The following is an 11373-nucleotide window of genomic DNA, read 5'->3' on the forward strand; positions in this document are numbered from 1 at the left end:
GGCTCAGTTCGGCTGCGCGAGCGAGGCGCTCTGCTCGGCCCGGGTGATCCAGCGGTGCCGGGCGCCGACCAGCAGCGCCACCGCGACGACCGCCATGACGACCGCGCCGGCGCCGAACACGGCGCGGGTGCCGACCGCGGCGGCGACCAGGCCGCCGACCGCCGCACCGACGGGCAGTCCGCCCCAGGCGACCAGCCGGTACACGCTGTTCGCCCGCCCGAGCAGGTGCTGCGGCACCAGGGTCTGCCGCAGCACGACCACGACGACGTTCCAGGTCACCGTCCCGCAGGCGAAGATCATCAGGGCCGCGCCGGCCGCGTACGCCGAGGGCACGGCGGCCAGCACCGTCTCGCTCACCGTGATCAGCACCGCGGTGGCGACCAACGCGCCTTCCCGGCCCAGGCGTTGGCTCAGCGCGGGGGCGAACCGGGCGGCCAGGACGGCGCCCAGGGCCTGGCAGGCGAGCAGCACGCCGTACCCGAAGGCGCCCAGGTGGAGCACCTTCCCGCTGTACACCACGAGCACGGCGAGCATCGCGTTCCCGGCCAGGTTGATGACGCAGGACACCAGGGCGAGGCTGCGCATCAGGCGGTGCGAGAACAGCCACTTGGCGCCGGCCATCATCTCCGACAGCACGCTCGCGCCGGCCGGTCCGCGCTCGATCGGCCGGGTGCGGCGGATCCGGCTGATCAGGGCGGCGGAGCACAGGAAGCTGGCCCCGTCCACGCCGAAGGGCAGGGCCACGGCCACGCCGAAGATCAGCGCGCCGAGCAGCGGGCCGATGAACCCGGTGCCCGCCTCCTGCACGCCCATGATGCGGGCGTTGGCGACGGACAGCCCGTCCTGCGGGGTGATGAACGGCACCAGCACCTGGGCGGCGTTGCGGCTGAGCACCTCGCCGGTGCCGAGCAGGAACATGCACCCGTAGAGCAGCGGCAGCCCGCCCCAGCCGCCGAGGATCCCGGCGGTGAGCGTCGCGAGCACGAGGGCCCGGGTGACGTCGACCCGCACCATCATCTTGCGGATGTCGACGCGGTCGCCCACCAGCCCGGCCGGTATGCCGAACAGCACGAACGGCGCGGTGAAGGCGACCGAGGCCGCGCCGATCAGCAGCGGGTCGCTGGTCAACCGGGAGGCCAGCAGCGGGCTCGCGGCGATGGTGGCCCCGTCACCGAGCGAGGAGACGGCGGCGGACCACCACAGCTTGGAGAAGTCACGGCCCAGGCGCAGCCGTTGGGTGCCGGCCCGCTCCGTCGTCAATGCGCTCATGACGCCGTGCGGCGGTGCAGCCGACAGTCCATTGGTTTCCCCTCCGAGGTGCCGCAGCGTTGTTGACGCCCCATCAGTCCGTATCGGTCCGTATCGGTCCGTACACCGGTCCGTGCACCGGTCCGTCGTCATCGACCGAGGCCCGTCCGGTCAGGAGCACGCGGTTGCCGACAATAGTCGGCGTCCACGGCGGCGTCGAGGGAAAGATCGGCCCCACCGGCCGAGCTGGCCGAACGCCTCCGGAGAAGATCGAATTCCGTCTGACTGGAGGGGGGTCGTGCCCCGCAGTCTTCTGATATGTTCGCCGCCGCTGGGCGCTGAATCGACGCGGCCGATGTGCATGATGGGGAGGGCATGCCGCTCAACGGCCTTTCACACACTGTGTATTGACACGCAGTTCGTGCTTGCGCGTGATCGACTCGGCGCGACGACGAACGTCCGCGAATTCTTGAGTTTCCGCGTCCTCCGCACGCGACCGCTCGTCGACCTCCTCTTCCTCGCGAAACGCGTCGACGCACCGTCCGGCACCGAGGACATCCCCACACATCACCTGAGTGTCTGCAATCAGGGCCGCCACAAGCAGCCGCGCGCATCGAAGGATGAGGGCAACGTTCATGGGAACCTGCGAACCGGATGCGGTGAGGAACACCACCACCACTCGCCGTTGCCCCTTAGGCCGTCGGCGGACCTGCCGCCCCGGGTCCCCCGGAGGCAGACCTTGAGTCCCGCGGCGGGTCTGCGCGGCGCCCGTCCCGAGGTCGCCGAACCCGTGACGGTCGCCGTCATCGGGACGGGGGCGATCGGCCGGGACCTGGTGAGCAAGATCGACCGGTCGCCGGCCCTGGAGTGCCGGCTGGTGGCCGGACGCAATCCGCAGTCGGCCGGCCTGCGGTACGCCGAGGGCCTCGGCCTCGCCACCACGGCCGGCGGCATCGAGGCCGTGCTGGCGGCCCCGCGCCCGTTCGACGTCGTCTTCGACGCCACCAGCGCCGCCTCCCACCGGGAGCACTGGCCGCTGCTGGAGCCGCTCGGGACGCTGGTGATCGACCTGACACCCAGCAAGGTCGGGCAGATGGTGGCGCCCACCGTGACCGGCGTGTCGCCGGCCACCGGACGCAACGTCAACCTGATCAGCTGCGGCGGCCAGGCGGCCGTCCCGATCGTGCACGCGCTCGCCGCCGAGTTCCCGGTGACCTACTTCGAGGTCGTCTCGACCGTGGCCAGCGAGGTCGCGGGCCGCGCGACCCGGATGAACCTCGACGAGTACGTGGCGACCACCGGCCAGGCCGTGACGGCGTTCTCCGGCGTGACCGACGTCAAGGCGATCCTCAACATCAGTCCGGCGGTGCCGCCGGCCACCTTCCGCACGGCCGTCCACGCCCGACTGGCCGGCGCCGACCCGGTGGCGGTGCGCGCGGTGGCCGAGCGGGTGGCCGAGCGGGTGCGGTCGTTCGCCCCCGGCTACCAGGTCGTCGCCTGCACGGCGGCCGGCGACCTGGTGACGATCACCCTCCAGGTGCTGGCGCACAGCGACGTGCTGCCGCCGTACGCCGGCAACCTCGACATCATCAACTCCGCCGCCGTCATGGTCGCCGAGCAGTACGCGACCCGGCCGGACCGGGCGTCCCGCACGGGGGTGATCTCATGAAGCGGCTGGTGATCCACGACCCGACGCTGCGCGACGGCCAGCACGCGGTCCGGCACGGGCTCGGGCTCACCGCGCTGCGCCGCTACGCGCAGGCGGCGGACGCCGCCCGGATCCCGGTGGTGGAGGTCGGCCACGGCAACGGCCTGGGCGCCTCCTCGCTGCAGGTCGGGCAGGCCGCGGTGAGCGACGACGAGATGCTCTCGACCGTGCGCGAGGCGCTGGGCCACAGCCGGCTGGGCGTCTTCATGCTGCCCGGCTGGGGCACCTCCGCGGACCTGCGGCGGGCGATCGGCCACGGGGCCGAGGTCTTCCGGATCGGCGTGCACGCCACCGAGGTGACGCTGGCCGAGCGCCACCTGGGCTTCCTGCGGGACGCGGGCGTCGAGGCCCAGTGCATGCTGATGATGAGTCACATGGCCTCCCCCGAGGTGCTGGCCGAGCAGGCCGCGCGGGCCGTCGGGTACGGGGCGCAGGCCGTGGGGATCATGGACTCTGCGGGCCACTTCCTCCCCGCCGACGTGAGCGCACGGATCGGCGCGATCGTCGAGGCGGTCGGCACCGTCCCGGTGGTCTTCCACGGGCACGACAACCTCGGGATGGCCGTGGCCAACTCGGTGGCCGCGGCGGACGCCGGCGCCGGGATCCTCGACGGCTGCGCCCGCGGCTTCGGCGCCGGCGCGGGCAACACCCAACTCGAAGTGCTGGTACCGGTGCTGGAGCGCAGCGGGTACACCACCGGCATCGACCTGTACGCGCTGCTGGACGCCGCCGACCTCGCCGAGCGCGAGCTCATGCCGGCGCCACCGGTGACCGGCTCGATGAGCATCGTCAGCGGGCTGGCCGGAGTGTTCTCCGGTTTCAAGCACCGGGTCGTCGAACTCTGCGCCGGCACCGGGGTGGACCCGCGCGACGTCTTCTTCGAACTCGGACGGCGCCAGGCCATCGCCGGCCAGGAGGACCTGATCGTGGACGTGGTGGCGGAGCTGAGCAGCCGCGCCACCGACAGCTGAGGAGGACGGACGACGTGGCAGTACCGCAGAGCGTGCCCGGGACCAACGGGACGGCGGGCGTGGAAGTCGCCCGGATGTCGTTCGAGGAGTTCACCGCCGTCGGCCCCCGGGGGCTGTACGCGGCCGACCGCCCGGTGGTGGTCCGACTCCCGAGCAGCGTGCAGGGACTCGGCCGGGAGGAGGTGGCGGCGCGGCTGGCCGAGATGACCGTCACGCTGTTCACCGAGCCCGGCGACAAGAACTTCCCGGGCCGCTGGGAGACCCGGGACATCAAGCTCCGCGAGTTCTTCGCGGACGAGCGGAACCTCACCGCCTCGGACACCTGGCACCGGGTGGTGTCGAACATCCGCAGCAGCCCGGCCGACGTGAACGCCGTCATCGGGTTCGACGCCGAGGAGCTCTTCGGCTACGGCAACGCCCTGTACGCGGCGAACCTGTGGATCAGCCACCAGGGCGTCTTCACCAAGAGCCACTTCGACGAGTTCGAGAACTTCAACATCGCGCTCGAAGGCCGCAAGCGGTTCATCATCGCGCCGCCCGGCGTGCGGGACTACTACCCGAGGTCGGTGCTGCGCGGGTACGGCGACAAGTCCCAGGTGGTCGACCTCGACGACGCCGACCTGGCGCGCTACCCGAGGCTGGCCGCCAAGCTCGCGCAGCGCCGCGACTTCGTCCTCGAACCCGGCCACATGCTCTACCTGCCGCTCGGCTGGTGGCACCAGGCCGAGTCGCTGGACGACCTGAACATCAACGTCAATTTCTGGCTCAAGTCCAAGAAGATCCTCCGCAGGCCGCACGTGCTCGGCATCGCGCTGTACACGTACGCCTACCGGAGGTTCAAGGGCGTCTACAGCTACAAGCCCACCGAGGTGAACTCCTGATGAGCGAGCGCAAGTCCATCACTCCCACCCACCGGTACCGCAACAACGACAAACTCATCGGGATCGGCAACGCGTTCTGGAACACGTCCTACGAGAACGGGGTCGCCGGCATCGTCGGCGACCTCCAGGACGGCGTGTTCCACATGCCCGACGGGCACGAGTTCGTCAACTTCACGGTCTGCTCCTACCTGGACCTGGACACCCACCCCAAGGTGATCGACGGCGCGGTCGAATCGCTGCGCCGCTTCGGCGTGCTGGACCACTGCATCCCGCGCACCCGGGTCCAGACGCCGGTGCTGCTGGAGCTGGAGGAGTCGCTCGGCGAGCTGTTCGGCGCGACGGTGATCAGCGCGCTCTCCACCGCGGCGGCCAGCACCGGCCTGCTCCCGCTGATCGCCTCGGGCCACCTGGGCGACGGCACCCGGCCGCTGATGGTCTTCGACAAGAACGCCCACGTCTCGATGGGCAACGCCAAGCCGAACTGCGCCGACGAGACCGAGGTGGTGACCAGCCGTCACCACGACCTCGACTTCCTCGCCGACATGTGCCGCAGCTACCAGCGGGTCTGCTACGTGGTCGACGGCTCGGACAGCCTCGGCGGGTACGCGCCGGTCGCCGAACTGGCCGAACTCCAGGAGAAGTACAACCTGCTGGTCTTCTACGACGACTCGCACTCGCTCTCCGCCTACGGCGAGCGCGGCATCGGCTACGTGCGCTCGCACTCCCCCGTGCTGGACGAGCGGACCATCACCGTGGCGACCCTGACCAAGGGCTTCGGGGCCGGCGGCACGGCGATCCTGCTCGACGGCTACCCCGAGCAGACCCGGCGGCTCATCGAGCGCTTCGCCGGCCCGCTGGGCTACTCGCAGAAGATGAACGCCGCCGCGGTGGGTGCGGCGCTCGCCTCCGCCGAGATCCACCGCACCGAGGAACTGACCGAGCTGCAGGGGAGGTTGCGCACGAACATCGCGCTGTTCGACTCGCTGGTCACCACCGAGCAGGCCGAGAGCACCTTCCCGATCCGCGTCGTGCCGATGACCGACGAGACCGTCGTCGAGGCCGCCCGGCAGGTCTTCGCGGCCGGCTTCTACACCTCGCCGGTGTTCTTCCCGATCGTCGCCCGCGGCACCGCCGGACTGCGCGTGATGCTGCGGGCCGGCCAGACCGAGGACCAGATCAGGCGGCTCGCCGCCGCGCTGGTCCGGGCCGGGGCCCGCCCGGGGGCCGGGGTGGCCGAGTGACCGGCACGGCCAGGGCGGTGCCGCGCAGCATCCTGTACACGCCCGCCCTGTCGCTGGAGCGGGTGGTGAAGGCCTGGTCGTACGACGCGGACGTCCACCTGATCGACCTTGAGGACTCCGTACCGCCCGCCGACAAGCCGGCCGCCCGCGCGGTCTGCCGGGCCGCGCTGGAGCAGGCGCCGCGACCGCAGAACCTCGCCGTGCGGATCAACGAACTCGGCAGCCTCGCCGCGCTGCACGACCTCCTGATGCTGACGGACAGTCAGATCAGGCCCGGCATCGTGCTGATGACGATGGTGACCTCGGCGGACGAGGTCGACCTGCTGCGCCGGATGCTGGCCTCGGCGGGCGCGTTCCCGGAGGTCTACGTGACAGTGGAGACGGTCGAGGCGGTCACCCGGATCGACTCGATCGCCGGCGCCGCCGACGGCCTGGTGTTCGGCTCCGCCGACCTGGCCGCCACGCTCGGCGTCGACATCGGCTGGGAGGCCATGCAGGCGGCCCGTCAGGCGATGGCGATGGCCTGCGCCCGGTTCGGCACGGCCTGCATCGACACGGCCAACTACCGGCTCGCCGAGCCGGCGGTCCTCACCGAGGAGACCACCCGGGTGCGGGCCCTCGGCTTCCACGGCAAGGCGACCGTGCACCCGCGCGAACTCGACGTGATCAACCGGATCCTGCGGCCCCGGCCCGACGAACTGGCGCTGGCCCGCCGGGTGGCGCGGGCCGTGGCCGCGGCCGACGGCGGGATCGCCGTCCTGGACGGCAACATGGTCGGCCCGCCGTTCGCCCGGCTGGCCCGCGACACGGTCGCGCGCGGCGACGCCTGGACCAGCCGGTTCGGCGTCTGCGTCACCGGGACCGCAGACGGTGGCGAGGCATGACCGCCGAACCGCTGATGATCCGCGCCGCCGACATGGCCGGCGCCGCACCGATGACCCGGGTGGTCGACGTGCTCGGCGAGATGTTCGTCGACCTGGCCGCCGGCCTGACCCGCTCCCCGGCCCGCACCGTGCTCGAACACGGCGACCGGCGGGTCCTGCTGGTCAGCCCCGCCGTCTGGGAGCAGCGCGGGGTGGGCAGCGTGAAGGTCACCACGCTCACCCCGGACAACCCGGCGCGCGGCCTGCCGCTGATCCACGGGATCGTCGCGCTCACCGACCTGACCACGGGTCAGGTCACCGCCCTGCTCGACGGCGCCGAGCTCACCGCCGTGCGCACCGGCGCGGTCGCCGCGCTGGCGACCCGCTGCTGCACCCCGGACGACACCGACGAGCTGGCCGTGATCGGCGCGGGGGTGCAGGCGCGCGCCCTGATCAGGGCGGTCTCGGCGGTGCGCCCGATCCGCACCGTCCGGATCCACTCGCGCACCCGGGCCGGCGCCGAGCGGCTCGCGGACTGGGTGCGGCACACCGCGCCCGGCCCGGTCCGCGCGACGGTCCACGACACCGCACGGGACGCCGTCACCGACGCGGCGATCATCTGCACGGCCACCTCCACCGACGACGCCGCACCCGTGGTGCACGCGGACTGGGTGGCCGCCGGGGCGCACGTGAACGTGATCGGCGGCACCCACCCGGACGCCGTCGAGCTCGACCCGGCCCTGCTGGCCCGCGCCCTGACCGTGGTCGAGGACCGGACCGCCGCGCTGGACGGCGCGGGCGAGGTCCGGGCGGCCCTGGCCGGCGGCCTGATCGAGGCCGAGGACCTGTACGAGCTGGGCGGGTTGGCGGGCGGCGAGGTCGCCGTCGCCGGCCGGACCTCGGTCCTGCGCACGGTCGGCATGGCCATCGAGGACACGGCCGCCGCGGTGGCGCTGTTCGGACACGTGACAGAGAGAGGTTCGTCGGATGGACACGCATGAGAGCCCCGGTACCGGCACCGGGCACCCGTGGTTCGGGGAGCACCGGCTGCGGCCGGCCGCGTCGGCGGACACCATCCGGCAGCTGCTGCGGCACGAGCTCCGGGACACCGGGTGGCCGTACCAGGCGGTGCTGCCCGCGGCGCCGATGGCGATCCCGCGCGCGGCCTACGCCGAGGTCTTCCGGGTCAGCGTCGCGCTGATCGAACTGCTGCGCCGCACCGCCCTGGAGACCGGGCGCACCACCGCCGACCGGCTGGCGGCCTACGGCATGCCCGCCGAGGAGGACCGGCTGTGGCTGGCCGACCCCTTCATCGAGGAGCGGTACGCCGACAGCGTGGTCCGTCCGGACCTGGTCATCGGCCCGAACGGGCCGCAGTTCCTGGAGTTCAACGTCAGCGGCGCGCTCGGCGGCGTGGTGGAGACGCACAGCCGCCTGGGCGTGTGGAACCGGCTGCACGCCGACGACCAGGGCCGGACCCCGTACCGCTCGCCGAGCCCGCTCGCCGTGCGCGCCGAGATGTTCCGCTCGCTCAGTGCGGAGCTGGCGCTGGCACCGCGGGTGGCCGTGGTCGGCAGCTCCCGGGTGATCGGCGTGGAGCGGCGGTACTTCGAGCTGGAGACCGACTACTACAACAGCCACGGCCTGACCGCCCGCTTCTTCGAGCCGGAGGAACTGCACCAGGCGTGGGACTGCGCGCCGCACCTGCGCCACCCGATCGGGCTGCGGAACTTCACCATCCCGGACTGGCTGGAGGTCGGGCTCGACACCACGCCGGTCCAGCACGCGCTGGACAACGGCTGCGTGCTGGTGGGCACCCAGACCTCGACCTTCCTGCACAACAAGCTCACCATGGGCCTGCTGTCGGAGGGGCGGCCGTGGATGACCGCGGGCGAGCGCGGGCTGGTCGAGCGGTACCTGCCGTGGACCCGGATCCTCGCCGAGCGCAAGACCGACCGCCGGGGCGAGCAGGTCGACCTGCTCCCGTTCGTGCTGGCCAACCGCGAGCTGCTGGTGCTCAAGGCCGGCCTGGGCGAGTGCGGCAAGCAGGTGGTGATCGGCCGTCAGGTCGACCAGGGCGCCTGGGAGTCCGCCGTCGGCGAGGCCGTCGGCGCCGGCAGCATCGTGCAGGAGTTCGTGCAGCCGCAGACCTGCCGGGTCGCGCTGATCGCCGACGGTGCGGACCGGCCGCAGGACGTCGACGTCGCCCCGGTGCTGGGCCCGCTGGTGTTCGGCGGCCGCGCGGCCGGGCTGTTCTGCCGGTTCTTCGGCGACGGCACCGCCGGGATCGTCAGCGTCCGGGGCAACACCAGCAGCTCCGACAACGTGATGGTGGCGATATGACCTTGCGTCAGGTAGGCGACAACGAGTTCGTCGAGGAACACGGCGGCGACTACGAGGACTTCGAGCCCGGCATGGTGATCCGGCACTGGCCCGGCCGCACCCTCTCCGAGGCCGACAACACCTGGCTGACCCTGCTGACGATGAACCAGCACCCGCTCCACTTCGACCAGCACTACGGCGCCGGCGCCGAGTACGGCAAGGTCCTGGTGAACAGCGGCATCACGCTCTGCCTGGTCGGCGGGATGACCGTGCAGGCGCTGTCGGCGCGGGCGGTGGCCAACCTGGGCTGGGACCGGGTGCGCCTGAAGGACCCGGTCTTCGTCGGCGACACCCTCTACGCGACCAGCCGGATCCTCGACAAGCGGCTGTCCCGGTCCCGGCCGGGGCAGGGGATCGTCACCGTGGAGACCACGGGCACGAAGTCGACGGGAGAGACCGTCATCGTCTTCGAACGGTCGTTCATGGTGCGCTGCCGCGAGGGGGTCGACCCTCGATCTTCCGATACGACAGGATGTCTGACATGACCAGCGAGAATCAGCCCAAGGCCGGCCACCGCGACACTCCCGTCAGCACCGAGTTCCGCGAGTTCATGGCCGCCGGGTGGGCGGCCGACGACCGTCCGCCCGCGCCCCGCGCCGAGGTGGCCGATCACGCGGCCCGCCGCCGCGCCGCGCTGTCCCGGCGCTTCCCCGGCGAGCGGCTCGTCATCCCCGGCGGCGGCCTGAAGGTGCGCAGCAACGACACCGACTACACCTTCCGGCCGCACACCGCCTTCGCCCACCTGTCCGGGCTCGGCTCGGCCGCCGACCCCGACAGCGTGCTCGTCCTGGAGCCCGCGGCCGAGGGCGGGCACCAGGCCGTGCTGTACTTCCGCCCGCCGGCCCCGCGGGACACCGAGGAGTTCTACACCGACTCCCGGTACGGGGAGTTCTGGGTCGGCTACCGCCCGACCGTCGCCGACGTCGAGTCGGAACTCGGCCTGACGGCCCGCCACATCGACTCGCTCCAGGCCGACCTGGCCAAGGACGAGGCCGCCGCCCGACTGCGCGTGGTCCGCTCGGCCGACCCGCAGCTCGCCGAACTCGTCGACACCACCCGCACCCAGGCGGGCAGCACCCTCACCACCGAGCAGCAGCACGAGGCCGACGAGGAGCTCGCCCGCGAGCTGTCCGGCATGCGGATCGTCAAGGACGAGTGGGAGGTCGGCGAGATGCGCAAGGCGATCGCCGCCACCCACCGGGGGTTCGAGGCGATCATCGACACCCTGCCGGAGGCCGTCCGCAAGGGCCGCGGCGAGCGCTGGGTCGAGGGCGTCTTCGGCCTGTACGCGCGCCACGAGGGCAACGGCGTCGGGTACGAGTCGATCTGCGCGTCCGGCGACCACGCCAACACCATCCACTGGACCCGGAACACCGGCGAGGTCCGCGCGGGCGACCTCATCCTGATCGACGCCGGGATCGAGATCGACTCGCTGTTCACCGCCGACATCACCCGCACCCTCCCGGTCAACGGCCGCTTCACCGACGTCCAGCGCAGGATCTACGACGCGGTGTACGCCGCCCAGCAGGCCGGCATGGCCGCGGTGAAGCCCGGCAACAAGTTCAGCGACATCCACGCCGCCGCCAACGAGGTCATCGCCCGCCACCTGCACGAGTGGGGCCTGCTCCCCGAGGGCGTCACCCTCGAACAGACCCTCGACCCCGAGCGCGGCGGCTTCCACCGCCGCTGGATGGTCCACGGCACCTCCCACCACCTGGGCATGGACGTGCACGACTGCCAGCTGCTGCTGCGCCAGGACTACCTGGACGGCGAGCTGAAGGCGGGCATGGTCCTCACCGTCGAGCCCGGCCTGTACTTCAAGGCCGACGACCTGCTGGCCCCGGAGGAGTTCCGCGGCATCGGCGTGCGCATCGAGGACGACGTCCTGGTCACCGAGGACGGCTACGAGAACCTGTCCGCCGCGATGCCGAGCACCTCCGACGAGGTGGAGCAGTGGATCGCCCGGATCTCGGGCCCCACCGCCACCAGCTGACCCGCGAGCACGCGCACAGCCCCCGCACGCCCGGGAGGACCCGGTCGCGTGCGGGGGCTGTGCGCGTCGGGCCGGCGGTCGACCTG

General features: G+C 72.2%; 11 protein-coding genes. 9 read left to right on the top strand and 2 right to left on the bottom strand.

The genetic code is table 11. The features are described 5' to 3' along the window. Positions 1-3: 3 nt before the first annotated feature. The gene (locus FHX73_RS04370) at positions 4-1269 is read right to left on the bottom strand and encodes an MFS transporter (RefSeq protein WP_145903371.1); all 1266 of its coding nucleotides are present in this window, start codon (positions 1267-1269) and stop codon (positions 4-6) included. Positions 1270-1630: 361 nt separating this feature from the next. Beyond that, positions 1631-1927: a hypothetical protein gene (locus FHX73_RS04375; protein WP_145903372.1), complete on the bottom strand. Its 297-nt coding sequence runs from the start codon at positions 1925-1927 to the stop codon at positions 1631-1633. 60 nt (positions 1928-1987) lie between these two features. On the opposite strand from FHX73_RS04375, the gene FHX73_RS04380 reads away from it, so the two are divergent. Genes FHX73_RS04380 through FHX73_RS04420 form a run of 9 tightly spaced genes read left to right on the top strand, consistent with a single transcriptional unit; the run spans position 1988 to position 11287 of the window. After that, positions 1988-2917 carry an acetaldehyde dehydrogenase (acetylating) gene (locus tag FHX73_RS04380; RefSeq protein WP_145903373.1) on the top strand — a complete coding sequence of 310 codons (930 nt, stop codon included), beginning with the start codon at positions 1988-1990 and terminating at the stop codon, positions 2915-2917. After that, positions 2914-3927: a 4-hydroxy-2-oxovalerate aldolase gene (gene dmpG / locus FHX73_RS04385; RefSeq protein ID WP_145903374.1), complete on the top strand. Its 1014-nt coding sequence runs from the start codon at positions 2914-2916 to the stop codon at positions 3925-3927. Before FHX73_RS04380 ends, dmpG begins: the two co-directional genes overlap by 4 nt. A gap of 59 nt (positions 3928-3986) precedes the next feature. Continuing rightward, on the top strand, positions 3987-4808 hold the full coding sequence (locus tag FHX73_RS04390; protein ID WP_211786282.1) for a cupin-like domain-containing protein: 822 nt from the start codon (positions 3987-3989) through the stop codon (positions 4806-4808). Then, positions 4808-6049, top strand: a complete 1242-nt coding sequence (locus FHX73_RS04395) for an 8-amino-7-oxononanoate synthase family protein (protein ID WP_145903375.1) — start codon at positions 4808-4810, stop codon at positions 6047-6049. The genes FHX73_RS04390 and FHX73_RS04395 overlap by 1 nt, the downstream gene beginning before the upstream one ends. Then, positions 6046-6933 (top strand): HpcH/HpaI aldolase/citrate lyase family protein, encoded by an 888-nt coding sequence (locus tag FHX73_RS04400; protein WP_145903376.1) that lies wholly within the window; start codon positions 6046-6048, stop codon positions 6931-6933. The genes FHX73_RS04395 and FHX73_RS04400 overlap by 4 nt, the downstream gene beginning before the upstream one ends. Next, on the top strand, positions 6930-7913 hold the full coding sequence (locus tag FHX73_RS04405; RefSeq protein ID WP_145903377.1) for an ornithine cyclodeaminase family protein: 984 nt from the start codon (positions 6930-6932) through the stop codon (positions 7911-7913). The genes FHX73_RS04400 and FHX73_RS04405 overlap by 4 nt, the downstream gene beginning before the upstream one ends. After that, the gene (locus tag FHX73_RS04410; RefSeq protein WP_145903378.1) at positions 7900-9255 is read left to right on the top strand and encodes a hypothetical protein; all 1356 of its coding nucleotides are present in this window, start codon (positions 7900-7902) and stop codon (positions 9253-9255) included. The genes FHX73_RS04405 and FHX73_RS04410 overlap by 14 nt, the downstream gene beginning before the upstream one ends. After that, on the top strand, positions 9252-9779 hold the full coding sequence (locus tag FHX73_RS04415) for a MaoC family dehydratase (RefSeq protein ID WP_145903379.1): 528 nt from the start codon (positions 9252-9254) through the stop codon (positions 9777-9779). Before FHX73_RS04410 ends, FHX73_RS04415 begins: the two co-directional genes overlap by 4 nt. Then, positions 9776-11287, top strand: a complete 1512-nt coding sequence (locus tag FHX73_RS04420) for an aminopeptidase P family protein (protein ID WP_145903380.1) — start codon at positions 9776-9778, stop codon at positions 11285-11287. Before FHX73_RS04415 ends, FHX73_RS04420 begins: the two co-directional genes overlap by 4 nt. Positions 11288-11373: the final 86 nt, after the last annotated feature.

The sequence above is a fragment of the Kitasatospora viridis genome, assembly GCF_007829815.1.
Classification (GTDB): domain Bacteria; phylum Actinomycetota; class Actinomycetes; order Streptomycetales; family Streptomycetaceae; genus Kitasatospora; species Kitasatospora viridis.

What these genes read in the sequence shown, in the direction of transcription:
- dmpG (WP_145903374.1), top strand. Translation starts at nt 2,914, where the DNA reads ATGAAGCGGCTGGTGATCCACGACCCGACGCTGCGCGACGGCCAGCAC.
- FHX73_RS04395 (WP_145903375.1), top strand. Translation starts at nt 4,808, where the DNA reads ATGAGCGAGCGCAAGTCCATCACTCCCACCCACCGGTACCGCAACAAC.
- FHX73_RS04405 (WP_145903377.1), top strand. Translation starts at nt 6,930, where the DNA reads ATGACCGCCGAACCGCTGATGATCCGCGCCGCCGACATGGCCGGCGCC.
- FHX73_RS04420 (WP_145903380.1), top strand. Translation starts at nt 9,776, where the DNA reads ATGACCAGCGAGAATCAGCCCAAGGCCGGCCACCGCGACACTCCCGTC.
- FHX73_RS04370 (WP_145903371.1), bottom strand. Translation starts at nt 1,269, where the DNA reads ATGAGCGCATTGACGACGGAGCGGGCCGGCACCCAACGGCTGCGCCTG.
- FHX73_RS04410 (WP_145903378.1), top strand. Translation starts at nt 7,900, where the DNA reads ATGGACACGCATGAGAGCCCCGGTACCGGCACCGGGCACCCGTGGTTC.
- FHX73_RS04415 (WP_145903379.1), top strand. Translation starts at nt 9,252, where the DNA reads ATGACCTTGCGTCAGGTAGGCGACAACGAGTTCGTCGAGGAACACGGC.